At 71.7% G+C, this 25,218-nt stretch carries 22 protein-coding genes; 15 read left to right on the forward strand and 7 right to left on the reverse strand.

Annotation, left to right across the window (positions count from 1 at the left end):
- Positions 1 to 24 precede the first annotated feature (24 nt).
- From AB0D74_RS35660 to AB0D74_RS35695, 8 genes are all read left to right on the forward strand, one after another.
- Positions 25 to 927 carry a TatD family hydrolase gene (locus tag AB0D74_RS35660; protein ID WP_362596151.1) on the forward strand — a complete coding sequence of 301 codons (903 nt, stop codon included), beginning with the start codon at positions 25 to 27 and terminating at the stop codon, positions 925 to 927.
- Positions 928 to 1,178: 251 nt separating this feature from the next.
- On the forward strand, positions 1,179 to 2,555 hold the full coding sequence (locus tag AB0D74_RS35665) for a ubiquitin-like domain-containing protein (protein ID WP_362596293.1): 1,377 nt from the start codon (positions 1,179 to 1,181) through the stop codon (positions 2,553 to 2,555).
- 39 nt (positions 2,556 to 2,594) lie between these two features.
- Positions 2,595 to 3,509: a 16S rRNA (adenine(1518)-N(6)/adenine(1519)-N(6))-dimethyltransferase RsmA gene (gene rsmA / locus AB0D74_RS35670; protein ID WP_362596153.1), complete on the forward strand. Its 915-nt coding sequence runs from the start codon at positions 2,595 to 2,597 to the stop codon at positions 3,507 to 3,509.
- A complete protein-coding gene (locus AB0D74_RS35675) occupies positions 3,506 to 4,417 on the forward strand; it encodes a 4-(cytidine 5'-diphospho)-2-C-methyl-D-erythritol kinase (RefSeq protein WP_362596155.1) in 912 nt (303 codons plus the stop codon). The genes rsmA and AB0D74_RS35675 overlap by 4 nt, the downstream gene beginning before the upstream one ends.
- A gap of 155 nt (positions 4,418 to 4,572) precedes the next feature.
- Positions 4,573 to 6,381, forward strand: coding sequence for an ABC-F family ATP-binding cassette domain-containing protein (locus tag AB0D74_RS35680; RefSeq protein ID WP_362596157.1), 1,809 nt, complete (start codon positions 4,573 to 4,575; stop codon positions 6,379 to 6,381).
- 273 nt (positions 6,382 to 6,654) lie between these two features.
- Positions 6,655 to 8,367, forward strand: a complete 1,713-nt coding sequence (locus tag AB0D74_RS35685; RefSeq protein WP_362596159.1) for a PQQ-binding-like beta-propeller repeat protein — start codon at positions 6,655 to 6,657, stop codon at positions 8,365 to 8,367.
- Positions 8,368 to 8,437: 70 nt separating this feature from the next.
- Positions 8,438 to 10,129, forward strand: coding sequence for a PQQ-binding-like beta-propeller repeat protein (locus AB0D74_RS35690; protein WP_362596161.1), 1,692 nt, complete (start codon positions 8,438 to 8,440; stop codon positions 10,127 to 10,129).
- Positions 10,130 to 10,333: 204 nt separating this feature from the next.
- A complete protein-coding gene (locus AB0D74_RS35695) occupies positions 10,334 to 11,026 on the forward strand; it encodes a response regulator transcription factor (RefSeq protein WP_362596163.1) in 693 nt (230 codons plus the stop codon).
- 58 nt (positions 11,027 to 11,084) lie between these two features.
- Here the strand turns inward: AB0D74_RS35695 and AB0D74_RS35700 are convergent, their stop codons facing one another.
- Positions 11,085 to 11,411, reverse strand: a complete 327-nt coding sequence (locus AB0D74_RS35700; protein WP_362596165.1) for a hypothetical protein — start codon at positions 11,409 to 11,411, stop codon at positions 11,085 to 11,087.
- A gap of 27 nt (positions 11,412 to 11,438) precedes the next feature.
- Positions 11,439 to 13,088: a sodium:solute symporter family protein gene (locus AB0D74_RS35705; RefSeq protein ID WP_362596295.1), complete on the reverse strand. Its 1,650-nt coding sequence runs from the start codon at positions 13,086 to 13,088 to the stop codon at positions 11,439 to 11,441.
- A 200-nt stretch (positions 13,089 to 13,288) separates the two neighbouring features.
- Between AB0D74_RS35705 and galT the strand changes: the two genes are divergently transcribed.
- Genes galT through galK form a run of 3 tightly spaced genes read left to right on the forward strand, consistent with a single transcriptional unit; the run spans position 13,289 to position 16,472 of the window.
- Positions 13,289 to 14,347 (forward strand): galactose-1-phosphate uridylyltransferase, encoded by a 1,059-nt coding sequence (gene galT / locus AB0D74_RS35710; RefSeq protein WP_362596167.1) that lies wholly within the window; start codon positions 13,289 to 13,291, stop codon positions 14,345 to 14,347.
- On the forward strand, positions 14,347 to 15,315 hold the full coding sequence (gene galE / locus AB0D74_RS35715) for a UDP-glucose 4-epimerase GalE (RefSeq protein ID WP_362596169.1): 969 nt from the start codon (positions 14,347 to 14,349) through the stop codon (positions 15,313 to 15,315). Before galT ends, galE begins: the two co-directional genes overlap by 1 nt.
- On the forward strand, positions 15,315 to 16,472 hold the full coding sequence (gene galK / locus AB0D74_RS35720; protein WP_362596171.1) for a galactokinase: 1,158 nt from the start codon (positions 15,315 to 15,317) through the stop codon (positions 16,470 to 16,472). Before galE ends, galK begins: the two co-directional genes overlap by 1 nt.
- A gap of 3 nt (positions 16,473 to 16,475) precedes the next feature.
- On the opposite strand, the gene AB0D74_RS35725 is transcribed toward galK, so the two are convergent.
- Positions 16,476 to 16,934: a GNAT family N-acetyltransferase gene (locus AB0D74_RS35725; RefSeq protein ID WP_362596297.1), complete on the reverse strand. Its 459-nt coding sequence runs from the start codon at positions 16,932 to 16,934 to the stop codon at positions 16,476 to 16,478.
- A gap of 261 nt (positions 16,935 to 17,195) precedes the next feature.
- Between AB0D74_RS35725 and AB0D74_RS35730 the strand changes: the two genes are divergently transcribed.
- The gene (locus tag AB0D74_RS35730) at positions 17,196 to 17,969 is read left to right on the forward strand and encodes a response regulator transcription factor (protein ID WP_362596173.1); all 774 of its coding nucleotides are present in this window, start codon (positions 17,196 to 17,198) and stop codon (positions 17,967 to 17,969) included.
- Between the two features lie 108 nt (positions 17,970 to 18,077).
- Here the strand turns inward: AB0D74_RS35730 and AB0D74_RS35735 are convergent, their stop codons facing one another.
- Positions 18,078 to 18,575: a MarR family transcriptional regulator gene (locus AB0D74_RS35735; RefSeq protein ID WP_362596175.1), complete on the reverse strand. Its 498-nt coding sequence runs from the start codon at positions 18,573 to 18,575 to the stop codon at positions 18,078 to 18,080.
- 89 nt (positions 18,576 to 18,664) lie between these two features.
- Between AB0D74_RS35735 and AB0D74_RS35740 the strand changes: the two genes are divergently transcribed.
- Both AB0D74_RS35740 and AB0D74_RS35745 read left to right on the forward strand, forming a co-directional pair.
- Positions 18,665 to 19,480 carry a trans-aconitate 2-methyltransferase gene (locus AB0D74_RS35740; protein ID WP_362596177.1) on the forward strand — a complete coding sequence of 272 codons (816 nt, stop codon included), beginning with the start codon at positions 18,665 to 18,667 and terminating at the stop codon, positions 19,478 to 19,480.
- Positions 19,480 to 19,842 carry a glyoxalase gene (locus AB0D74_RS35745; RefSeq protein ID WP_362596179.1) on the forward strand — a complete coding sequence of 121 codons (363 nt, stop codon included), beginning with the start codon at positions 19,480 to 19,482 and terminating at the stop codon, positions 19,840 to 19,842. The genes AB0D74_RS35740 and AB0D74_RS35745 overlap by 1 nt, the downstream gene beginning before the upstream one ends.
- Positions 19,843 to 19,850: 8 nt before the next feature.
- Here the strand turns inward: AB0D74_RS35745 and AB0D74_RS35750 are convergent, their stop codons facing one another.
- The gene (locus AB0D74_RS35750) at positions 19,851 to 20,525 is read right to left on the reverse strand and encodes a TetR/AcrR family transcriptional regulator (RefSeq protein WP_351710660.1); all 675 of its coding nucleotides are present in this window, start codon (positions 20,523 to 20,525) and stop codon (positions 19,851 to 19,853) included.
- Positions 20,522 to 21,532: an acyl-CoA desaturase gene (locus tag AB0D74_RS35755; protein WP_362596182.1), complete on the reverse strand. Its 1,011-nt coding sequence runs from the start codon at positions 21,530 to 21,532 to the stop codon at positions 20,522 to 20,524. Before AB0D74_RS35755 ends, AB0D74_RS35750 begins: the two co-directional genes overlap by 4 nt.
- Before the next feature lie 308 nt (positions 21,533 to 21,840).
- Between AB0D74_RS35755 and ppc the strand changes: the two genes are divergently transcribed.
- Positions 21,841 to 24,585 carry a phosphoenolpyruvate carboxylase gene (gene ppc / locus AB0D74_RS35760; protein WP_362596184.1) on the forward strand — a complete coding sequence of 915 codons (2,745 nt, stop codon included), beginning with the start codon at positions 21,841 to 21,843 and terminating at the stop codon, positions 24,583 to 24,585.
- A 63-nt stretch (positions 24,586 to 24,648) separates the two neighbouring features.
- On the opposite strand, the gene AB0D74_RS35765 is transcribed toward ppc, so the two are convergent.
- Positions 24,649 to 25,146 carry a hypothetical protein gene (locus AB0D74_RS35765; protein ID WP_362596186.1) on the reverse strand — a complete coding sequence of 166 codons (498 nt, stop codon included), beginning with the start codon at positions 25,144 to 25,146 and terminating at the stop codon, positions 24,649 to 24,651.
- Between the last annotated feature and the right edge of the window lie 72 nt (positions 25,147 to 25,218).

Here is a 25,218-nt window from a genome sequence, read left to right on the forward strand (position 1 = left end):
ATGCCCCTTTCGTAGGATCGGGGCATGCCTTCGAACGACCCCGGTACGGCCTCCCGTACGGCCGACAAGAACGCGGCGCCGCCGCTCCCGGAACCCCTCCGGGTGCCCGTCGCCGACTCCCACACCCACCTCGACATGCAGTCCGGCACGGTCGAGGAGGGCCTCGCGAAGGCCGCGTCGGTGGGTGTGACGACCGTCGTCCAGGTCGGCTGCGACCTCAAGGGCTCGCGGTGGGCGGCCGACACCGCCGCCGCGCACGCGAACGTCCACGCGACCGTTGCCCTGCACCCCAACGAGGCCCCGCGGATCGTGCACGGGGACCCCGACGGCTGGTCCCGGCAGGGGGCGCGGGCGGGAGGCGGGGACGCCGCGCTCGACGAGGCGCTCGCCGAGATCGACCGGCTGGCCGGGCTGCCCCAGGTGAGAGGCGTCGGCGAGACCGGCCTCGACTACTTCCGCACCGGACCCGAGGGCAAGGCCGCCCAGGAGCGCTCCTTCCGCGCCCACATCGAGATCGCCAAGCGGCACGGCAAGGCCCTCGTCATCCACGACCGCGACGCCCACGCCGACGTCCTGCGCGTCCTCAAGGAGGAGGGCGCCCCCGAGCGGACCGTGTTCCACTGCTACTCCGGGGACGCCGCGATGGCCGAGGAGTGCGCCCGCGAGGGCTACTTCATGTCCTTCGCCGGCAACGTCACCTTCAAGAACGCCCAGAACCTGCGGGACGCGGCGGCCGTGGCCCCCCTGGAACTGCTCCTCGTGGAGACCGACGCGCCCTTCCTGACCCCGGCGCCGTACCGCGGACGGCCCAACGCCCCGTATCTCATTCCGGTCACGGTGCGCGCGCTGGCCGCCGTGCGCGGCATCGACGAGGACGCGCTGGCGACGGCCCTGGGCGCGAACACGGCCCGGGCCTTCGACTACTGAGGGTGTATCGATCGTAACTGGCACATAACGTTCGCGAGGGCGCACCCTTGGTCTGCTCGCGACCGTGCGTAGTCGTGCCGCTTTGGAGAGTGACGACTGCTCCGCTAGGTTCTGGGGGCCCGATCCGGACCCCTCTGGCCCCTCTGGAGCGTGTCGGCGTGAGCACATCGCAGTACGAGACGTCTGGGGCGTACGACCCCTACGGCGCGCCCGGCGCGCCCGGCGTGCACGGCGCACACGGCGTGCAGGAGATGTACGGCGCACACGACGCCGAGACGCTGGGCTACGGCACTGCGTACGGGGGTGACACGTACCAGCCGGCGTACGAGGCCGCGGCGCAGGCCGCACAGGCTGCGCAGGCCGCTCGCGCCGCGCAGTCGCAGGTCGCCGGGCAGGAGCTGCCGCCGCAGGGCGAGGGCGGGGCGGAGGAGAACGCGCGGGAGGACGCACGGGAGGAGACGCGGGAGGCGGATGTGCGCGCCGTGGCGGGGCGGCGTGCCGCGCGCCGGCGCAAGACGCGGTACACCCGGCGCCCCGAGTCCGCCGTGCGCCGTCTGCTGCCGCAGGCGCTCGTCGTCGCGTTCCTCGCGGGCGGCACCACCGCGTTCCTCGCCAAGGACAAGGCGATCGAGCTGACCGTGGACGGCAGGCCGCGCACCCTGCACACGTTCGCCGACGACGTCACCGGCCTGCTGGCCGACGAGGGCGTGCCGGTCGGTGCGCACGACGTGGTCGCGCCCGCCCCCGGTACGGTCCTGGCCAGCGGCGACGAGGTCGCGGTGCGCTACGGCCGCCCGGTACGGCTCACGCTGGACGGCGAACGGCGCGAGGTGTGGACGACGGCGCGCACGGTGGACGGGGCGCTCAGACAGCTCGGGGTGCGCGCCGAGGGCGCGTACCTGTCGGCCTCGCGCTCCCAGAACATCGGACGCGCCGGGCTCGCGCTCGACGTACGCACCGAACGCACGGTCACCATCCTGGCGGACGGCCGGACCCGGACCATCCGCACCAACGCCGCGACCGTCGGCGAGGCCGTCGAGGAGGCCGGGATCACCCTGCACGGCCAGGACACCACCTCCGTGTCCCAGGCCGGCTTCCCGCGCGACGGCCAGACGGTGACCGTGCTGCGCGTCACCGGCAGCAAGGAGGTGCGCGAGGAGACCATCCCGTTCCAGGTGCGGCGGACGGCGGACCCGACGCTGTTCAAGGGGACCGAGGTGGTGGAGCGGGCCGGGCGGCCGGGGCTGCGCCGTGTGACCTATTACTTGCGCTCCGTCAACGGGGTCCGGCAGAAGCCGCACCGCGAGGCCGCCGAGGTGGTCCGGGAGGCGCGCACCCAGCTGGTCAAGGTGGGGACCAAACCGCACCCCGACTCCGTGACCGGCGCCGACGGCCTGAACTGGCACGGTCTCGCCGCCTGCGAGTCCGGCGGCCGGGCGCACGCGGTGGACCCCTCCGGGACGTACGGCGGGCTGTACCAGTTCGACACCCACACCTGGCACAGCCTCGGCGGCAGCGGGCGCCCGCAGGACGCCCCGGCGGAGGAGCAGACGTTCCGCGCGAAGAAGCTCTACGTGAGCCGCGGCTCCACGCCCTGGCCGCACTGCGGGGCGCGGCTGCACAAGTGACCGGCCGGAGGCGTCCCCGGCGGCCCGTACCCTTGTCCCGTGAGCAGCCCCACCCCCGACGCCCTCCTCGGCCCCGCCGACATCCGTGAGCTGGCGGCAGCGCTCGGTGTCCGTCCCACCAAGCAGCGCGGCCAGAACTTCGTGATCGACGCCAACACGGTCCGCCGTATCGTCCGCACCGCCGGGGTCCGCCCGGACGACGTCGTCGTGGAGGTCGGCCCCGGGCTCGGGTCCCTCACCCTCGCGCTCCTGGAGGCCGCGGACCGGGTCACCGCCGTCGAGATCGACGACGTGCTGGCCGGCGCCCTGCCCGCGACGATCGCGGCGCGCATGCCGGCGCGCGCGGACCGGTTCGCGCTGGTCCACTCCGACGCGATGCACGTCACCGAGCTGCCGGGACCGCCGCCGACCGCCCTCGTCGCGAACCTCCCCTACAACGTCGCCGTCCCCGTCCTGCTCCACATGCTCGACACCTTCCCGAGCATCGAGCGGACCCTGGTGATGGTGCAGTCCGAGGTCGCCGACCGGCTCGCCGCCGGACCCGGCAACAAGGTGTACGGCGTGCCGTCCGTCAAGGCCAACTGGTACGCCGAGGTCAAGCGCGCCGGCGCCATCGGCCGCAACGTCTTCTGGCCCGCGCCGAACGTCGACAGCGGGCTCGTCTCCCTCGTCCGGCGTGCGGAACCGCTGAAGACGACGGCGTCGAAGCGCGAGGTCTTCGCGGTCGTCGACGCGGCGTTCGCGCAGCGCCGCAAGACCCTGCGGGCGGCGCTCGCCGGCTGGGCCGGGTCCGCGGCGGCGGCCGAGGCGGCACTGGTCGCGGCCGGGATCTCCCCGCAGGCCCGCGGCGAGGCGCTGACCGTGGAAGAGTTCGCGAGGATCGCCGAGCACGCCGAGCACGCCGAGCACGCCGAGCACGCCGAGCACGCCGAGGACAAGGAGTCCGGTAAGTGACCGTCACGGTACGCGTCCCCGCCAAGGTCAACGTCCAGCTCGCGGTGGGCGCCGCCCGCCCCGACGGCTTCCACGACCTGGCCAACGTCTTCCTCGCCGTCGGCCTCTACGACGAGGTCACGGTCACACCCGCCGACGAGCTCACCGTCACCTGCGAGGGCCCGGACGCCGCCGAGGTCCCCCTGGACCGCACGAACCTCGCGGCACGCGCCGCGCTCGCGCTCGCCGAGCGCCGGGGCATCGAACCCGCCGTGCACATCCACATCGCCAAGGACATCCCGGTCGCCGGCGGCATGGCCGGGGGGAGCGCGGACGGGGCGGGCGCGCTGCTCGCCTGCAACGAGCTCTGGTGTGCGGGCGCCTCCCGCGCCGAACTCCTCGCGATCTGCGCCGAGCTGGGCAGCGACGTGCCGTTCAGCCTGGTCGGCGGGGCGGCCCTCGGCGTCGGGCGGGGCGAGCAGCTGACCGTGCTGGAGACCGGCGGCACCTTCCACTGGGTGTTCGCGATGGCCAGGCGCGGGCTGTCGACGCCGGCCGTCTTCCGCGAGTTCGACCGGCTGGCACAGGGACGGGACATCCCGGCGCCGGTGGCCTCGGCGGAACTGCTCCAGGCCCTGGCGAAGGGCGACCCCGACGCACTCGCCGCCGCCGTCTCCAACGACCTCCAGCCCGCGGCCCTCTCCCTCTTCCCGGAACTCGCCGACACCCTCGACGCGGGGCGCGCGGCCGGAGCACTCACCGCCCTCGTCTCCGGCTCCGGCCCCACCACGGCCTTCCTCGCCCGGGACCCGGAAACGGCCACCAAGATCGCCGACGCCCTCCGCACCTCCGCCACCTGCCGCACGGTCCGCACAGCAGCGGCCCCCGCACCGGGCGCCACGGTGACCCGTAACGCCACGGCGCGCTGATACGGCGCCCCCGTCCGGCCGCCGCGCGGTATCGCGGCGCCCGGTCCCGCGGTGTGCCGCTGGCGGTACCGGCCGGCGTCATGGGGAGCAGCGGGACGACGGTCGGCCTCCGACTACCCTGGATGGGCGATCCATCCCCCGTGCGCAGGAGTGAAATGGCCGTCAACCTGGTCAATGTCGAGAACGTCAGCAAGGTCTACGGCACCCGTGCCCTGCTGGACGGCGTCTCGCTCGGCGTGTCGGAGGGCGACCGCATCGGCGTGGTGGGCCGCAACGGCGACGGCAAGACCACCCTCATCCGGATGCTCGCGAAGCTGGAGGAGGCCGACACCGGCCGCGTCACGCACTCCGGCGGGCTGCGGCTCGGCGTCCTCAGCCAGCACGACTCCCTCGACCCGGCCGCCACCGTCCGGCACGAGGTCATCGGCGACATGGCCGACCACGAGTGGGCCGGCAACGCCAAGGTCAGGGACGTGCTGACCGGGCTGTTCGGCGGGCTCGACCTGCCGGGCTTCCCCAAGGGGCTCGACACCGTCATCGGACCGCTCTCCGGTGGCGAGCGGCGCCGTATCGCGCTCGCCAAGCTGCTCATCGAGGAGCAGGACCTGCTCGTCCTCGACGAGCCGACGAACCACCTCGACGTCGAGGGCATCTCCTGGCTCGCCCGGCACCTGCGCGAGCGCCGCTCGGCGCTGGTCTGCGTCACCCACGACCGGTGGTTCCTCGACCAGGTCTGCACCCGCATGTGGGACGTGCAGCGCGGCGACGTCTACGAGTACGAGGGCGGCTACTCCGACTACGTCTTCGCCCGCGCGGAGCGCGAGCGGATCGCGGCCACCGAGGAGACCAAGCGGCAGAACCTGGTCCGCAAGGAGCTGGCCTGGCTGCGCCGCGGCGCTCCCGCCCGTACCTCCAAGCCGCGGTTCCGGGTCGAGGCCGCCAACGAGCTGATCGCCGACGTGCCGCCGCCGCGGGACACCTCCGAGCTGATGAAGTTCGCCTCCTCCCGGCTCGGCAAGACCGTCTTCGACCTGGAGGACGTGACCGTCCAGGCCGGGCCGAAGGTGCTGCTCAAGCACGTCACCTGGCAGCTCGGCCCCGGCGACCGCATCGGCCTGGTCGGCGTCAACGGCGCGGGCAAGACCTCGCTGCTGCGCGCCATGGCCGAGGCGGCACGGACGGAGGGCGAGGCCCAGCCCGCGGCCGGCCGGGTCGCCGTCGGCAAGACGGTCAAGCTGGCCTACCTCTCCCAGGAGGTCGCCGAGCTGAACCCCGCCACCCGGGTGCTGGAAGCCGTCCAGCAGGTTCGCGAGCGCGTCGACCTCGGCAAGGGGCGCGAGATGACCGCCGGGCAGCTGTGCGAGACGTTCGGCTTCAGCAAGGAGAAGCAGTGGACGCCGGTCGGCGACCTCTCCGGCGGTGAGCGCCGCCGCCTCCAGCTCCTGCGTCTGCTCATGGACGAGCCGAACGTCCTCTTCCTCGACGAGCCCACCAACGACCTCGACATCGAGACCCTCACCCAGCTGGAGGACGTCCTCGACAGCTGGCCCGGCTCGATGATCGTCATCTCCCACGACCGGTTCTTCGTCGAGCGCACCACCGACCGCGTCTTCGCCCTCCTCGGCGACGCCACGCTGCGGATGCTGCCGCGCGGCATCGACGAGTACCTGGAGCGCCGGCAGCGCATGGAGGAGGCCGTCGCCGCCACCGCCGGCGCCGCGGCCCCCAAGGCCGCCACGACCGAGCGCAGCGCCGCCGACCAGCGCGCCGCCAAGAAGGAACTCCAGAAGATCGAACGGCAGTTGGACCGCGTCTCCGAGAAGGAGACCAAGCTGCACGACCAGATCGCGGCGAACGCAACGGACTTCGCGAAGGTTGCCGAACTCGACGCCCAGCTGCGCGACCTGGCCGCGGAGCGCGAGGAACTGGAGATGCGCTGGCTGGAGTTGGCGGAGGACGCGTAACGGACGGACCCACCGGCGTGAATCAGCCCACCGCGAGCCCACCGCGAGCCCGCGCGCAACCCCCTTGCGCGGGCCCGGTGAAGGGGGCGTGAAGGCGCGTAACGGTGGCATCACAGGGCGGTTCTCCCTTGGGAACGGCGGCGGACGCGGGCCCGTGGGCTGTCGGTGGCGGGTGGTAGAAAGGTCGGTCTGAGCACTGCCCGAGTGCGACCGCGGGTCCGTCGCCGGCCTCGGGCATGGCTCGAAATCAGTGAACGAGGGGGAAGAACGCTGATGACACAGCCGCCGGGCCAGCCGCCGCAGGGTGCTTTCGGAGCGCCGCAGGACCAGCCGCCGCCGGGCGGCGGATTCGGCGCCCCCCAACAGCCGCCCGCACCGGGAGCCTTCGGCGCACCGCAGCCGCAGCCGCAACCCGGCTACGGCTACCCGCAGCAGCCCGCCCCCGGCCCCTACGGCACCCCGGGCCCGTACGGGCCGCAGCCCGGGTACGGGTACGGATACCCCCAGCAGCAGCCGCAGTACCCCGGCGGGCCGGGGATGCCCCCGCCGCCCGGCGGCGGAGGCCGCGGCCCGTTCAAGGGCAGGCCCGCGCTGGTCGTCGCGGCGGCGGTGGCCGGGCTGCTGGTCGTCGGCGGCACGGTGTACGCCGTGACCGGCGGCGGGGGCGGCGACAAGAAGCCGGTCGCCCAGCGGTCCGACGACCCCAAGGCCTCCGGTACCCCGGCCGACCCCGGTGACGGCAGCGGCGGCGGCGCGGACCCGGAGAACCTGAACGCGGGCCGCAAGTCCGGCGAAGCCAAGGTGCTCTGGTACAAGTCGGCGCCCGACGCGCCCGCCTCGGGCGCCGACGCGCCCGGCATGTGGATCACCGGGAAGACGGCGGTGAAGGCGGCGTACAAGCAGGTCTTCGCGTACCGGGTGGGCAACGGCGACCCGGCCTGGGCCCCGATCACGTTCCCGCAGAAGATCTGCGCGGTCACCTCGCAGAAGTCGGCGGACGACAAGGTCGTCGTGGCCTACATGAACGGCACGAGCGACCGCGCCAAGTGCAACCAGCTGCAGGAGATCGACCTCGACACGGGCCGGAAGGGCTGGACCGCGACCGTCGCCGACGGCGGGCTGTTCGACAGCGCGCTCAGCATCGAGCTGACGATCAGCGGGAAGACGCTGATGGTGGGCCGTTCCGAGTCCGGCACGGCGTACGACCTCGGCAGCGGCGACAAGCTGTACGACAAGAAGGAGTACGGCGCGTCCTGCTTCCCGACGGCGTTCGCGGGCAGCACGGACCGGCTGGTCGAGGTGGCGTCCTGCGGCGCCGGCAGCAGCACCGAGCACGACGAGATCTCGCGGCTCGACCCGGCCACCGGCAAGGTCCGGTGGACCCAGCCGGTCAAGAAGGGCTGGCAGGTCCAGCGGACCTACTCCGTCGACCCGCTCGTGGTCTACATGACCAACGAGGAGAAGAACGCCTGGAACATCTCGGTCCTGGACGACAAGGGCACGTTCCGTTCCGAGGTCAAGGTCGACGAGAAGTTCGCGCCCCAGTGCGGCTGGGCGCTCCTCGCCCGTGACCTCCAGGGCTGCCAGGGCGTGGCCGTCGACGCGAACACCCTCTATCTGCCGACGGATGTGAGCGGCAGCGCCAACGAGATCGTCGCGATCAGCCTCACCGACGGCAAGGCGAAGTGGCGTGTGAAGTCCCCGACGGACGAGTCGATGTACCCGGTCGAGGTCGAGGGCGGCAAGCTCGTCGCCTACGTACGGCCGTCGTACGACGCGGGCGGCCAGGTCGTGTCGATCCCGACCACCGGCTCCGCCCACTCCACCACCAGGCTGCTGCAGAACCCGCAGCACACCGCCGACATCGAGGGCGGCTTCTACGACGGCGCGGTCGACTGGGCCGACGGCCGTTTCTACCTCTCCGCCACGCGGCTGACCGGCAGCGACCAGGCGAAGGAGAAGCTGATGATGGCCTTCGGCAACTGAGCGGGCCCCGCCCCGAGCCGTCCCGCCGTCCCCAGCCCGCTCACGCCCCGTCCCCCGAGGTACTCCCACCATGACCCAGCCCCCGCCTCCCCCCAACCAGCCGCCCAACCAGCCGCCCAACCAGCCTCCGAACCCGTACGCCCAGCAGCCCGGTTACGGCTACCCGCAGCAGCCCCCGCAGCCCGGCTACGGCTACCCCCAGCAGCCCCCGGCCCCGAACCCGTACGCCCAGCAGCCCGGCTACGGCTACCCGAACCAGCCGCCCCAGCCCGGCTACGGCTACCCGGGCGGCCCCGCTCCCGCTCCCGGCCCCGGCCGCGGGCGGAACAACGCGACGCTGCTCATCGTCGTCGCCGCGGTCGTCGCCATCGCGCTGATCGTCGGCGGCGGCATCTGGTACGCCAGGTCCTCCGGCGGCGACGGCAAGAAGGACGACACGGCGCACTCCAGCGGCGGCGGCACCGGCGGCCAGGACGCGAACGGCGGCGAGAACGGCAAGGGCACCGAGAAGGTGCCCGCGGACACCACCTCCAAGGTCCTCTTCCAGGTGCCCCTGCCCGCGGCGAAGGACACCACCGTCACCGCCGGTTCCTGGCTCACCGACAAGGTGTACGCGAAGACCGGCATCGCCGAGATCACCGGCTACGACCCCGACTCGGGCGCCGAGCTGTGGACGATCCCGCTCTCCGGCCCGGTCTGCCGCGCCACCGGACACGTCAGCGCCGACGGCAGGACCGCGGTCGTCTTCCAGCCGAAGATGCCCCCCAAGGGCTCCACGGCCGGCTGCACCCAGGTTGCCGCCGTCGACCTGAACACCGGTAAGAAGCTGTGGACCCAGACGATCAAGTCCGGTGACGTCCCGGTCAACTTCGACAACGTGACGGTCGCTCAGCAGACGGTCGCGGTCGGCGGCTCCAGCGGCGGTGCCGCCTTCGACCTCGCCTCAGGCAAGGTCCGCTGGCAGCCGAAGGCCGCCGACAGCTGCTACGACGCCGGGTACGGCGGCGGCGCCAAGCTGGTCGCGGTCCGCAGGTGCGGCAGCGGCGACGCCGGCCAGCTGCGCATCCAGACCCTCGACCCGGTCTCCGGCAAGGTGCTCTCGGAGTACCGGATGACCTCGGGCATCGACTACGCGAGCGTCGTGTCGACCGACCCGCTGGTGGTGGCCGCCGACGTCAACGACAGCGCCGGCGACGGCAGCGGCTTCTCGGACGTCTTCTCCGTCGACAACAGGACCGGCGCCCTGCGCACCCGCATCTCCACGCCGGGCAGCTCCTACGCGGCCCGCTGCGACGGCATCTACGACCTGGAGAAGTGCACGGGCGTGGTGGTCGGCAACGACAGGCTGTACCTGGCGACCGAACAGCACGACGGCGACGGGGACTACACGAAGACCAACGAGATCGTCGCCTTCGACCTGGGCACCGGCAAGCAGACCGGCCAGCGCGCCGACGCCGGTGACAACTACACGATCACGCCCCTGCGCATGGACGGTCCCGATGTGATCGCCTACAAGAACGCGCCGTACGACAAGGGTGCCCAGGTCGTCAGCATCGACGGCGGTTCGTTCAAGGAGACCAAGCTGCTGGAGAACCCGGCGAGCACGGCGGTCAAGGCCGTGGAGACGGCCATGTCGCCCGACTACGCCGAGGTCCGCTACTCCCAGGGGCACCTCTACCTGTCCGCCGCCTACGCCCACGCCGCCACCTCCTCGTCGACGGCCAAGGAGTACCTGGTCACCGCCTTCGGCGCGGGTGGCTGATACGCGCTCGTCACCCTCGAATACGAGAAAACCCTGAGATTCCTCCGATCCGGGGCACTTCTCATCAGTAGGGGCAGCGCAACGTCGAACAAGCGTGTAGCTTCCGGGGGCATGAAGGACGGGGTGCCGGGGGGCCCTCTGTCCATGCGGACCAGTGGGCATCCATAGTGGGGCATCCATTGGGGGGACTGGGGGGGTTGCTCTATGGGAGTGCGGCTCATGGTGGTCGACGACCACCGGCTGCTCGCCGAGGCGTTGGCCTCGGCGCTGAAACTGCGCGGCCACCGGGTGCTGGCCGCGGCGGCACCGGCGGCGGGCGCGGCCGAGCTGGTGATCACACGGGCGCCCGAGGTGTGCCTGCTCGGTACGGCGACACCGGCCGAGCCCGGGATCTTCGACCCGGTGGTGAAGATCAAGCGGGAGCGTCCGCAGGTCGCCGTCCTGGTCCTGGGCCCGGTGCCCTCCCCGCGCGGCATCGCGGCGGCCTTCGCCGCGGGCGCCTCCGGGTACGTACGGCACGACGAGCGCATCGAGGGCGTCGAGCGGGCGATCATGAAGGCCAGGGCCGGGGAGGCCGCCGTGGCCCCCGCCCTGCTCCAGGGCGCCTTCGGCGAACTCCTCAACCCCGCAGCCCAGCCCGACGACGAGGGCCAGCGCCTCCTCCAGATGCTCACCCCGAGGGAGGTGGAGGTCCTGGTCCGCGTCGCCGACGGCGAGGACACCCGCCTCATCGCCGCCGGCATGGGCATCGCCCCGAGCACGGCTCGCACCCATGTGCAGAGGGTCCTGATGAAACTGGGCGTGGGGTCCCGCTTGGAAGCGGCCGCGCTCGCGGCCCGCACCGGGCTACTGGACCGGGCGGGACCTCTCAACGGCGGCCCACAAGCGCCCCTTTAGGGGCGCGGGGAACTGCGCGACCAGCCCCCACGCACCTGCAGCCAGAACACAACCGAAATCAGTCTTCGGCCTCTTCCACCGGAGGTACCGGCGGCGGAGTCGGACGCAACCTCAGCCACACCAGAAAGAACACCCCCAGCAACAGCATCCCGATCCCCGTCCACAGGTTGATGTTGATCCCCTGCGCCTTGTCGATCTCGGCCTGCGAGTCCGTGATCCCGGTGATCGTGACGATGATCCCGTAGAGCACGAACAGCCCCCCGATGATCCGCCGCAGATCGAAGATCCGCGCGGCGGTCGCCGACCGCCCCTCCAACTCGGTGACCTCGCGCTGGACGTCCTGCTCGGAGTAGTGGAATCCGGACTGCCCGGAGTCGTCGGTCATGGTTCCTCCATCCTCCCGCGACCGGGACTAGAACGAGAACGGGATGTAGCAGAGGGCGGCGATGACCACGGCGCCCCAGCCGAGCAGCGCCGGCCGCCGGTACCAGGCCTCGTCGCCGGGCGCGGGCGCCTCCGTCATCCCCGGGGACGTCGTGCCGTAGACGAGGCCCGCGAGCTCCGCCTCCGGCTTGGGCGCGGTGAACAGGGACACGATCACCATCACCACCGCGCCGGCGACGAACCCGGCGATCGCGGAGACGAAGTTGGCGCCCTGGTCGGTGGGGATGCCGATGACGCCCCGCTTGTAGAGGACGAAGTAGTTGACCATCGCGGTCACGGTCCCCGCGAGCAGCCCCCAGAAGCCGGACTTCGCCGAGGCCCGCTTCCAGAACATGCCGACGACGAAGACGACGAACATCGGCACGTTGAAGAAGGAGAACAGCGTCTGGAGGTAGCTCATGATGTTCGAGAAGGAGGACGCGAGGAACGCCGTGCCGATGGACGCGCAGACGCCGATCGCGGTGATGAGGCGTCCGAAGCGCACGTAGTAGCCGTCCTCCCGGCCCCGCACCACGTACTTCGCCCAGATGTCCGTCGTGAACACGGTGTTGAAGGACGACACGTTGGCCGCCATGCCGGCCATGAAGGCGGCCAGCAGCCCGGTCACCGCGATGCCGAGCACGCCGTTGGGCAGCAGCTGGGACATCAGGTAGGGGATGGCGTCGTTGTACTGGAGGCCGGACTTCGCGGTCCCGATGTTCGGCACCAGCGCGGCGGCCACCAGGCCCGGGATCATCACCAGGAAGACGATGAAGATCTTCGGGTAGGCGGCGATCAGCGGGGTGCGCTGGGCTGCGGAGAGGTTCTTCGCCGACAGGGCGCGCTGCACCTCCGCGAAGTTCGTCGTCCAGTAGCCGAAGGAGAGCACGAAGCCGAGGCCGAGGACGATGGTCAGCCAGTTCGCGCCGAGCGGGTTGACGGAGCCGATGCCGGTGCCGCCCCAGGCGGTGGTGAAGTTGTGGCCGTGGGCGGCGGTGAGCCTGTCGACCAGGCCGTCCCAGCCGCCGACCTTCTTCAGGCCCAGCACGGAGAGCGGGATGAGGGCGGCCAGGATCACGAAGAACTGGAGCACCTCGTTGTAGATGGCCGAGGAGAGACCGCCGAGGGTGATGTACGCCAGTACGAACGCGCCGGCCACCACGATCGCCACCCACTGCGGCCAGCCGAGGAGCGCCTCCACGACGATCGCCAGGGCGTACAGGTTCACACCGGCGATCAGGATGGCCGCGAAGGCGAACAGGATCGAACTGAGCAGGTGTGCGGCTCTGTCGAAGCGGAGCAGCAGCATCTCGGGGACCGAGCGCACCTTGCTGCCGTAGTAGAAGGGCATCATCACCAGGCCCAGGAAGACCATGGCCGGAATGGCGCCGATCCAGTACCAGTGCACGGTGTACGCGCCGTACTGCGCGCTGTTGGCGGCCATGCCGAGGATCTCGGTGGCGGCCAGGTTCGCCGAGATGAAGGCGAGGCCGGTGATCCAGGCGGGCAGCGACCGTCCGGAGAGGAAGAAGTCGAGGCTGGTCCTCACCGAGCGGCGGGCCGCGAAGCCGATGCCCAGGACGACGACGAAGTAGATCGCCAGGATCGTGTAGTCCAGGCCGTTGGTGGGCAGCCGCAGCCCCGCCGCGAGGTCCGTGGGGAGGCCTGTCGCGAGGTATGTGGGCGATACGGGGGCATCTGTGGGGTTCTGCACCCAGTAATTCAACACTTTCGTTGTCTCACCTTGATTGATTGCGATGTTGACTGGGGTGGTGAGTTGTGTTTTGGTGTGTTCGGTTCTGTTTGATGGTTGGCTGGCTCGATCAATGGGAGTCCGCAGTGAAGAAGACCTCGACCCGGCTGGCCGACGGTCGCGAACTCATCTACTACGACCTGCGCGACGACACCGTGCGGGACGCGGTGGACCGCCGTCCGCTGGAGCGGACGCACACCACCTCGGAGGTCCGCCGGGACGCGCTGCTCGGCGACCAGGTCGCGATCGCCTCGCACCGGCAGGGCCGCACCTACCACCCGCCGGCCGACCAGTGCCCGCTGTGCCCGACCAAGGGCGACCGGCTGAGCGAGATCCCGGACTCGTCGTACGACGTCGTGGTCTTCGAGAACCGTTTCCCCTCGCTGGCCGGCGACTCCGGGCGCTGTGAGGTGGTCTGCTTCACCTCGGACCACGACGCGTCCTTCGCGAGCCTCACCGAGGAGCAGGCGCGGCTGGTCCTCGACGCGTGGACCGACCGGACCTCGGAGCTGTCGCATCTCCCCTCCGTCGAGCAGGTGTTCTGCTTCGAGAACCGCGGCGAGGAGATCGGCGTGACGCTCGGTCACCCGCACGGCCAGATCTACGCCTACCCCTTCACCACCCCGCGCACCGCCCTGATGCTGCGTTCACTGGCGGCCCACAAGGAGGCGACCGGCGGGGAGAACCTGTTCGACGCCGTCCTTGCACGTGAACTCGCCGACGAGCGGGTCGTCCTTGAGAGTGAACACTGGGTCGCCTTCGTGCCGTACGCGGCGCACTGGCCCTACGAGGTCCACCTGTACCCGAAGCGCCGCGTCCCCGACCTGCTCGGCCTCGACGAGGCGGCGCGCTCAGAGTTCCCCCAGGTTTATCTGGAACTCTTGAGGCGCTTCGACCGTATCTTCGGTGAGGGTGAGCCTCCCACGCCCTACATCGCCGCCTGGCACCAGGCGCCGTTCGGGACGCTGGAGGAGTTCGACGGTGTCACGCGCGACGACTTCGCGCTGCACCTGGAGCTTTTCACCATCCGCCGAACGTCCGGCAAGCTGAAGTTTCTCGCGGGTTCCGAGTCAGGCATGAGCGTGTTCATCAACGACGTGCCGCCGGAGCGCGCGGCCGAGCGACTGCGAGAGGTAGCGAGTTGATGAAGTACCTGGTGACGGGCGGGGCGGGATACGTCGGCAGCGTGGTCGCCCAGCACCTGCTGGAGGCGGGCCACGAGGTCACCGTCCTCGACAACCTCTCCACGGGCTTCCGCGAGGGCGTCCCCGCGGGCGCCGCCTTCGTCGAGGGCGACATCCGCGACGCCGCCAAGTGGCTGGACTCCTCCTACGAGGCGGTGCTGCACTTCGCCGCGTTCTCCCAGGTCGGCGAGTCGGTCGTCAAGCCCGAGAAGTACTGGGACAACAACGTCGGCGGCACCATGGCGCTGCTCGCCGCGATGCGCGAGGCCGGCGTCCGCAAGCTCGTCTTCTCCTCCACGGCGGCCACCTACGGCGAGCCGGAGCAGGTGCCGATCGTCGAGACCGCCCCGACGCAGCCGACGAACCCGTACGGCGCCACCAAGCTCGCCGTCGACCACATGATCACCGGCGAGGCCACCGCCCACGGCCTGGGCGCGGTCTCCCTGCGCTACTTCAACGTGGCCGGGGCGTACGGCGCGCAGGGCGAGCGGCACGACCCCGAGTCGCACCTGATCCCGCTGGTCCTCCAGGTCGCGCAGGGCCGCCGCGAGGCCATCTCCGTCTTCGGCGACGACTACCCGACGCCCGACGGCACCTGCATCCGCGACTACATCCACGTCGCCGACCTCGCCGACGCCCACCTGCTGGCCCTGACGGCCGCGCGGCCCGGCGAGCACCTGATCTGCAACCTGGGCAACGGCGAGGGCTTCTCCGTCCGCCAGGTCATCGAGACCGTCCGCCAGGTCACCGGCCACCCGATCCCCGAGGTCGTGGCCCCGCGCCGGGGCGGCGACCCGGCCGTCCTGGTCGCCTCGGCGGCCACCGCCCGCGAGAAGCTGGGCTGGAACCCGACCCGCGCGGACCTCGCGGGGATCGTCGCGGACGCCTGGGAGTTCGCGCAGACCATCAGCGCAGCTAGGGAGCAGTAGTGGGGGCAGCAGCACAGGTCGGAGCCGCGTTCGAGGAGCTGTACGGCACGGCTCCCGAGGGCGTCTGGGCCGCACCCGGCCGGGTCAACCTGATCGGTGAGCACACCGACTACAACGACGGCTTCGTGATGCCCTTCGCGCTGCCGCACGTGGCGACGGCCGCCGTCGCCCGCCGCACCGACGGCGTGCTGCGGCTGCACTCCTCGGACGTCGAGGGCGGGGTCGTCGAGCTCTCCCTCGACGCCCTGGAGCCCGGCACCGACCAGGAGTGGACGGCGTACCCGGCGGGCGTGGTCTGGGCGCTGCGGGAGGCAGGGCACCCGGTCACCGGCGCCGACGTCCACCTCGCCTCCACCGTGCCGACCGGCGCGGGCCTGTCCTCCTCCGCGGCCCTGGAGGTGGTGATCGCCCTCGCGCTCAACGACCTCTACGAACTGGGCCTGCAGCGCTGGCAGCTGGCCCGCCTGTGCCAGCGCGCGGAGAACGTCTACGTCGGGGCGCCGACCGGCATCATGGACCAGACGGCTTCGGCGTGCTGCGAGCAGGGCCACGCCCTGTTCCTGGACACCCGCGACCTCTCGCAGAAGCAGATCCCCTTCGACCTCGCGGCCGAGGGCATGCGCCTGCTGGTCGTCGACACCCAGGTCAAGCACGCCCACAGCGGCGGCGAGTACGGCAAGCGCCGGGCCGGCTGCGAGAAGGGCGCGGCCCTGCTGGGCGTGGACGCGCTGCGGGACATCGCCTACGACGAGCTGGACTCCGCGCTCGACCGCCTCGGCGACGAGGAGGAGGTACGGCGCCTGGTCCGGCACGTCGTCACCGAGGACCACCGCGTCGAGCGCGTCGTCGCCCTCCTCGAAGCGGGCGACACCCGCGCCATCGGGCCGGTCCTCACCGAGGGCCACGCCTCGCTGCGCGACGACTTCCAGGTCTCCTGCCCGGAGCTCGACCTGGTCGTGGAGGCGGCGAACGCGGCCGGCGCGCTGGGCGCCCGGATGACCGGCGGCGGCTTCGGCGGCTCGGCGATCGTCCTCGCGGAGGCGGCCGACGTCGACACGATCGCCAAGGCGGTCGAGGAGGCCTTCGCGGCGGCCGGCTTCCAGGCCCCCCGGGTCTTCGAGGCGGTGCCGTCGGCCGGCGCCCGCCAAGAGCGCTGAGCCTCAGCCCAGCCGCTTCGTCAGCGTGTACTCCGTGATCCCCGGCGGATAGTCGGGGATCACGCACACCACGTCGTAGCCCTGCTTCCGGTAGAACTCCGGGGCCTGGAAGTCCCAGGTCTCCAGCCGGGCCGCGGCGCAGCCGCGGTCCGTGCGGGCGATGCGCTCGGCCGCCGCGAGAAGGCTGCCGCCGAGGCCGGTGCCGCGGTGGCGGGCGTCCACCCAGAGGTAGGTGACGTGCAGCCAGGACGCCCAGGTGTGCCCGACCAGACCGCCCGCCATGTCGCCCGAACTCCCGTCCGTCGCCCAGAGGTGCAGCGGCACTTCGCGTTCGGCCGGGGTGCCGCGCAGGGCCGCCAGGACGGGAGAGGCCGCCGTGTTGGTTTCCAGCAGCCGCGTGCGGAGCAGATCGCGTCGTTCCTTGTCGACTTCCGCCTCAATACGAAACATGCGGCACACCATAAACGCGTTGGCCGGGCAGTTCTGCAAATTGCCTTCCGCTCACGGCGACCGGTCGTACTCTGATGAGCAGTGCCGGTGGGGGCCGGTACTGATCAGGGGGCGAGACAAGTCGGATACGACGCCCGCGGTGGGGGTAGCAGTTCAGGCACGACGGCGGTCGTGCGGTTCCGTCCTCCCGCGGGTGTCGTGTCCGCACGGTTCGTCGTTCTCCGGACCTTGGGGTATCCCCGGCTCGTGAAGAGCACTGGGGAAGGGGGTTTCGTGGTTCGCATCCGAGTCCTGGTCGTCGACGACCACCGCATCTTCGCCGAGTCGCTGGCCGCCGCACTGGCCGCCGAGCCCGACGTCGACGTGTCCGCGGCCGGCAGCGGTCCGGCCGCGCTGCGCTGCCTGGAGCGCGCGGTCGCCGAGGGCCGCCGCTACGACGTGCTGCTCGTCGACGCCGACCTGGGCGGTCAACTGCCGGGCGGCCGGGCGGCCGTGCCGGTGCAGGAGGCCAACGCGGAGGGACTGGTCGACGGCATATCGCTGGTCGCCGGGGTCCGCTCGGCCCATCCGGCCGTCCGCGTCGTCGTCCTCGCCGAGAAGGACGACCCGCGGCGCGCGGCCCTGGCCCTACAGGCCGGCGCCTGCGGCTGGGTCGCCAAGGACTGCTCGCTGTCCCGGCTGCTGAACGTCATCCGGGGCGTGCTGCGCGACGAGACGCATCTGCCGCCCGCCCTGCTCACGGGCGTCCTGCGGGAGCTGACCGCGGCCCGCAAGCACCGCACCGAGAGCGAGCGGCTGGTGGAGTCCCTCACGCCGAGGGAGCGGGAAGTGCTCCGGTGCATGGTGGCGGGCCTGGGGCGCAAGGCGGTCGCCGAGCGCCTCTTCCTGTCCCCGCACACCGTCCGCACCCACATGCAGAACGTCCTCGGCAAACTGGGCGTCCACTCCACCCTGGCGGCGGTCGCGCTCGCGCGGCGGGCGGGGGTCGGGCCGGTGGACCTGGGGCCCACCGGGCGGATCATGCCGGAGGAGAGCAGCAGCGCCTGACCGGCGCCAAGCGCTCCGCGGGAAGTGCCGCACTATGCCGTATGCCGACTGCGGCGCCGTCGTGGCTGGTCGCGCAGTTCCCCGCGCCCCTTCGGGGGCGCTGCGCGCCTAGCCTGGGATGTTGTCGAACGGGGCGGTCAGCTGGCGTAGTAGTCCGGCGAGGTCGGTGCGCTGGGTGGGGGAGAGTTCGGCGAGGATGGCTCGCTCCTGGTCGAGGAGGCCCGCCAGGGCCTGGTCCGCGCGGTCCTGGCCCTCGGTGGTGAGCCGGACCAGCACACCGCGCCGGTCGCTCGGGTCCGGCAACCGCTCGACCAGGCCCTTCTTGGCCAGCCGGTCGATGCGGTTGGTCATCGTCCCCGAGGTGACCAGGGTCTGGGTCAGCAGCTGCCCGGGGGAGAGCTGATACGGCGTGCCCGCGCGCCTGAGCGCGGTGAGCACGTCGAACTCCCAGGGTTCCAGGCTGTGCTCGGCGAAGGCCAGCCGACGTGCCCGGTCCAGGTGCCGCGCCAGTCGGCTCACCCGGCTGAGCACCTCGAGCGGTTCCACGTCGAGGTCCGGGCGCTCCCGGCGCCACGCAGCGACCAGCCGATCGACCTCGTCCTCCATGGCGATCAGTGTAGTGGTTGTGTCGACGTGAAGTCTCTTGATGTCGAGTCTCTTGACATCGAGATATCTCGGCGGGGAAGGTGGAGCACATGACCACTCCCGCCTGGGACCCCGCCCAGTACCTCCGCCACTCCGGTCACCGCGCCCGCGCCTTCACCGACCTCCTCGCCCATGTCCCCGCCCTCCCCGGCGACCCCCCGGCCGTCGCCGACCTCGGCTGCGGCCCCGGCAACGTCACCGCCGTCCTCGCCGACCGCTGGCCCACCGCGCACATCACCGGCTACGACAACTCGGCCGCGATGCTCGACAGGGCCCAGGTCGACCACGCGGGCCCCACCCCCGGCGGCGGGCGCCTCGACTTCGCCCATGCCGACCTGCGCACCTGGGCGCCCGACCGGCCGTACGACCTGATCGTGTCCAACGCGGCGCTCCAGTGGGTCCCCGGCCACCTCGACCGCTTCGCCGACTGGCTCGACGCGCTCGCCCCCGGCGGCACCTTCGCCTTCCAGGTGCCGAACAACATCGACGCGCCCCTGCACGCCCTCATGCGCGAACTGGCCGCCACGCCCCGCTGGAAGGCCCGGCTCGCCGACGTGCTGCGCCAGGAGGACTCCGTCCACCCGCCCGCCGCCTATCTCGACCGACTCGCGCGCCTCGGCTGCGCCACCGACGTCTGGGAGACCACCTACCTGCACGTCCTGCCGGGCGAGGACCCCGTCCTCGACTGGGTCAAGGGCACCGGACTGCGCCCCGTCCTGACCGCCCTCGGCGACGACCCCGAGGCCCGGGACGCCTTCGTCGCCGACTACCGCGCCCTGCTGCGGGAGGCCTACCCGAGCGCCCCCTACGGCACCGTCCTGCCCTTCCGTCGCCTGTTCGCCGTCGCCCGCAAGGAGGACGCCTGATGCTCACCGCCCTCGACCACGTCCAGCTCGCCGTACCGCCGGGCTCGGAGGACCTGCTGCGGGCCTACTACGTCGATCTCCTCGGCATGACCGAGATCCCCAAACCGCCCGTGCTCGCGGCCCGCGGCGGCTGCTGGTTCCGGGCCGGGACCGTGCACCTGCACCTCGGGGTCGAGGCGGCCTTCCGTCCCGCCCTGCAGGCCCATCCCGGGCTGCGGGTCACCGGCATCGAGGCGTACGCCGAACGGCTCGAAGCCGGCGGCGCCCCCGTCACCTGGGACGAGGACCTTCCCGGACACCGCCGTTTCTTCTCCCAGGACCCCGTCGGCAACCGCCTGGAGTTCCTGGAACCGGTGCGCTGAGCCGGGGCTCAGGCCTTGCGGTGCCCTATCAGCCGCGGCTTCTGCTCCAGGCCGTCCAGGCCGTGCCAGGCCAGGTTCACCAGATGGGCGGCGACCTCCGCCTTCTTCGGGCGGCGCACGTCCAGCCACCACTGGCCGGTCAGCGCGACCATGCCCACCAGCGCCTGCGCGTACAGCGGGGCCAGCTTGGGGTCGAAGCCGCGGCTCTTGAACTCACGGCCCAGGATGTCCTCCACCTGGGTCGCGATGTCCGAGATGAGAGAGGCGAAGGAACCCGTCGACTGCGGGATGGGCGAGTCCCGGACCAGGATCCGGAACCCGTCCGTGTACTCCTCGATGTAGTCGAGCAGCGCGAACGCGGCCTGCTCGCACAGCTCCCGCGGATGGCCGGCCGTCAGGGAGCCGGTGACCATGTCCAGCAGGCGCCGCATCTCCCGGTCGACCACCACCGCGTACAGCCCCTCCTTGCCGCCGAAGTGCTCGTACACCACCGGCTTGGACACCCCGGCCTTCGCCGCGATCTCCTCCACCGACGTGCCCTCGAACCCCTTCGCCGCGAACAGGGTGCGACCGATCTCCAACAGCTGCTGGCGGCGCTCCGCACCGGTCATACGGGTACGACGCGCCCGCCGCTGCTTGTCGGTACTGGGGGTGCTGGAGTCGGTCGCCACGCCGTCAATCATGCCGCCTTCGCGGTCTCCGCCCCCTGCGGGGAGCCGCCTTCCCCGGTGTTGCGGCGCGAATCGATACGTGAGCGTGACGGCCAGCGCACGTCGTACGCCCAGCCCAGCTGCTCGCACCAGCGGATGATCCGCGCCGACGAGTCGATCTGGCCGCGCTCCACCCCGTGCCGCGCGGAGGTCGGGTCGGCGTGGTGCAGGTTGTGCCAGGACTCGCCGCAGGACAGGACCGCGAGCCACCACACGTTGCCCGACCGGTCCCGTGACCTGAACGGCCGCTTGCCCACCGCGTGACAGATCGAGTTGATCGACCACGTCACGTGGTGGAGCAGTGCCACCCGCACGAGTGACCCCCAGAAGAACGCCGTGAACGCACCCCACCAGGACATCGTCACCAGCCCGCCGACCAGCGGCGGCAGCGCCAGGGAGACGATGGTCCAGTAGATGAACTGGCGGGAGATCGTCCGGATCGCCGGGTCCCTGACCAGGTCCGGCGCGTACTTGTCCTGCGGGGTCCGCTCCTCGTCGAACATCCAGGCGATGTGGGCCCACCACAGGCCCTTGACCAGCGCCGGCACGGTCTCCCCGTACCGCCACGGCGAATGCGGGTCGCCCTCCGCGTCGGAGAACTTGTGGTGCTTGCGGTGGTCGGCCACCCAGCGCACCAGCGGCCCCTCCACCGCCATCGACCCGGCGATGGCCAGCGCGATCCTGAGCGGTCGCTTCGCCTTGAACGAACCGTGGGTGAAGTACCGGTGGTAGCCGATCGTCACACCGTGACAGCCCAGGTAGTAGAAGAACACCATCAGGCCCAGGTCGAGCCAGCTCACGCCCCATCCCCACGCCAGGGGCACCGCCGCCAGGAGCGCGAGGAACGGCACGACGATGAACAGCAGCAGGGTGATCTGCTCCAGCGAACCCTTCCGCTCACCCCCCAGGGTGGCGGATGTGAGCCCGGTGCCGGCCGCCTTCCGGGGGTCTTCGATCACATCGGAACTAGACGAGGTCATGCGCGTCCCCTGTGGGGTCGAGGGCTGAGAGATGCGCCGATCCGCGGCGACCGAACGGGACGGCAAAGGAGCTTCCCTACGGTTCCGTAACCTACGGCGACGTAAGTATGGCAGCGGGGCGTCTCACGGCAAGAGCCCCAGCACCTGCGCGTCCTCATGGACACCTATCCTTGGAGTCGGTCGGACAGCGCGGTCCGCTCTGTTTCCTTCCCTGATGTCCGGCCGCTATGCGGACAGGCTCCGCCTGCCGCCCGGCCGACCGAAGGGTTCCCTCCAGACGAGCTTCAACACTGCAAGGAGCCGCACCTGTGAGCAGTGCCGACGACCAGACCACCACGACCGGCAGTGAGCTGCGCGCCGACATCCGCCGACTGGGTGACCTCCTCGGCGAAACCCTCGTCCGCCAGGAGGGCCCCGAGCTGCTGGAGCTCGTCGAGAAGGTCCGCCGCCTCACCCGCGAGGACGGCGAGGCCGCCGCCGAACTGCTGCGCGGCACCGAACTGGAGACCGCCGCCAAGCTGGTCCGCGCCTTCTCCACCTACTTCCACCTCGCCAACGTCACCGAGCAGGTGCACCGCGGCCGTGAGCTGCGCGCCCGCCGCGCCGCCGAGGGGGGCCTGCTCGCCCGCACCGCCGACCGGCTCAAGGACGCCGACCCCGAACACCTGCGCGAGACCGTGCAGAACCTCAACGTCCGCCCGGTCTTCACCGCGCACCCCACCGAGGCCGCCCGCCGGTCCGTCCTCAACAAGCTCCGGCGCATCGCCGCGCTCCTGGAGACCCCGGTCATCGAGTCCGACCGCCGCCGCACCGACATCCGGCTCGCCGAGAACATCGACCTCGTCTGGCAGACCGACGAGCTGCGCGTGGTCCGCCCCGAGCCCGCCGACGAGGCCCGCAACGCCATCTACTACCTCGACGAGCTGCACGCCGACGCGGTCGGCGACGTCCTGGAGGACCTGACGGCGGAACTGGAGCGGGTCGGCGTCAGGCTCCCCGACGACACCCGGCCGCTCACCTTCGGCACCTGGATCGGCGGCGACCGCGACGGCAACCCCAACGTCACCCCCCAGGTCACCTGGGACGTCCTCATCCTCCAGCACGAGCACGGCATCAACGACGCCGTGGAGATGATCGACGAACTCCGCGGCTTCCTCTCCAACTCCATCCGCTACACCGGAGCCACCGAGGAACTCCTGGAGTCGCTGCGGGCCGACCTGGAACTCCTCCCGGAGATCAGCCCCCGCTACAAGCGCCTCAACGCCGAGGAGCCCTACCGCCTCAAGGCCACCTGCATCCGGCAGAAGCTCACCAACACCAAGCAGCGCCTGGCCACCGGCACCCCGCACGAACCCGGCCGCGACTACCTCGGCACCGCCGAGCTCCTCGGCGACCTGCGCCTGATCCAGACCTCCCTGCGCGAACACCGCGGCGGCCTGTTCGCCGACGGCCGCCTGGCCCGGACGATCCGCACCCTCGCCGCGTTCGGCCTCCAGCTCGCCACCATGGACGTCCGCGAGCACGCCGACGCCCACCACCACGCCCTCGGCCAGCTCTTCGACCGCCTCGGCGAGGAGTCCTGGCGCTACGCCGACATGCCCCGCGAGTACCGGGCCAAGCTCCTCGCCAAGGAGCTCCGCTCGCGCCGGCCGCTCGCCCCGACCCCGGCCCCCGTCGACGCGGCCGGCGCCAAGACCCTCGGTGTGTTCGAGACGGTCGGCAAGGCCCTCGCGGTCTTCGGCCCCGAGGTGGTCGAGTCGTACATCATCTCGATGTGCCAGGGCGCCGACGACGTCTTCGCCGCCGCCGTCCTCGCCCGCGAGGCCGGCCTGATCGACCTGCACGCCGGCTGGGCCAAGGTCGGCATCGTGCCGCTCCTGGAGACCACCGACGAGCTCAAGGCCGCCGACACCATCCTGGAGGACATGCTCTCCGACCCGTCCTACCGCCGCCTGGTGGCGCTGCGCGGGGACGTCCAGGAGGTCATGCTCGGCTACTCCGACTCCTCCAAGTTCGGCGGCATCACCACCAGCCAGTGGGAGATCCACCGCGCCCAGCGCCGGCTGCGCGACGTCGCCCACCGCTACGGCGTACGGCTGCGCCTCTTCCACGGCCGCGGCGGCACCGTCGGCCGCGGCGGCGGCCCCTCGCACGACGCGATCCTCGCCCAGCCCTGGGGCACCCTGGAGGGCGAGATCAAGGTGACCGAGCAGGGCGAGGTCATCTCCGACAAGTACCTGATCCCGTCCCTGGCCCGGGAGAACCTGGAACTGACGGTCGCGGCGACCCTCCAGGCCTCCGCCCTGCACACCTCCCCCCGCCAGTCCGTGGAGGCCCTGGCCCGCTGGGACGCGGCCATGGACGTGGTCTCGGACGCGGCCCACGGCGCCTACCGCCGTCTGGTCGAGGACCCGGACCTGCCGACGTACTTCCTCGCGTCGACGCCGGTGGACCAGCTCGCCGACCTGCACCTGGGCTCCCGGCCCTCCCGCCGCCCCGGCTCCGGCGTCTCGCTCGACGGCCTGCGCGCCATCCCGTGGGTGTTCGGCTGGACCCAGTCCCGGCAGATCGTCCCCGGCTGGTTCGGCGTCGGCTCCGGTCTCAAGGCGCTGCGCGAGGCGGGCCTGCGGCAAGAAGGGGACACCGTTCTGTTCGAGATGCACGAACAGTGGCACTTCTTCCGGAACTTCATCTCCAACGTCGAGATGACCCTCGCCAAGACGGACCTGCGGATCGCCCAGCACTACGTCGACACCCTCGTCCCCGACGAGCTCAAGCACGTGTTCGACACCATCCGGGAAGAGCACGCCCTGACCGTCGCCGAGGTCCTCAAGATCACCGGGGAGGCCGAACTCCTCGACGCCACCCCGGTCCTCAAGCAGACCTTCACCATCCGCGACGCCTACCTGGACCCGATCTCCTATCTCCAGGTGACCCTTCTCAAGCGCCAGCGCGACGCCGCCGCAGCGGGCGAGCCGGCCGACCCGCTCCTCGCCCGCGCCCTGCTCCTCACCGTCAACGGCGTGGCAGCGGGCCTGCGCAACACCGGCTGACGGCGCCTGCGAACACACCGGTGCCCCCGGGGCCGTACCGCGACCCCGGGGGCACCGCCCGTCTCACTGCAACGCCGCGAACGCCGCCGTCAGCAGCGCGATCCCCGAACCGCCCAGCACCCAGGCCACCCGCCTCAGCCGCAGCCCCCCGGCCACCACCACCGACGCCAGCAGCAGCGCACCGCCCAGCGGCACCCAGGCGTACAGGACCCCGGCGGGACCGGACCGCACCACCTCACCGGTACCGGGCTTCACGATCACGTCGTACGTCTGCCCCTTGCGCACCCCGACCGACTTGTCGAGGACGACACTCGCGCGCTTCGACGCGCCGGTCGAGCCGGGCGTGAACGGCCCCGTGCAGGTGTCGTCCCCGCACGCCGTCACCGTCACCGAGCCCCGCTCCTTGCCCTTCGTCAGCATCACGTCCTGCGCGGTGCCCCAGGATCCCCACACCCCGGCGACCAGGATCAGCAGGGCGACCGCACCCATCGACACGAGACGCAGCGCGTCGACCGGAGCCGTACGGGAAGAGGCGGAGGCAGCAGGCATGGCCGGGATCATTGGCCATTTCCCTGCGGCCGGTCAACTTCCGCAGGGGACAAGCAAGGAAGAAGCGGGGAGAAGCGGGCGACA

It is taken from the genome of Streptomyces sp. NPDC048278, assembly GCF_040652195.1.
Lineage (GTDB): Bacteria > Actinomycetota > Actinomycetes > Streptomycetales > Streptomycetaceae > Streptomyces.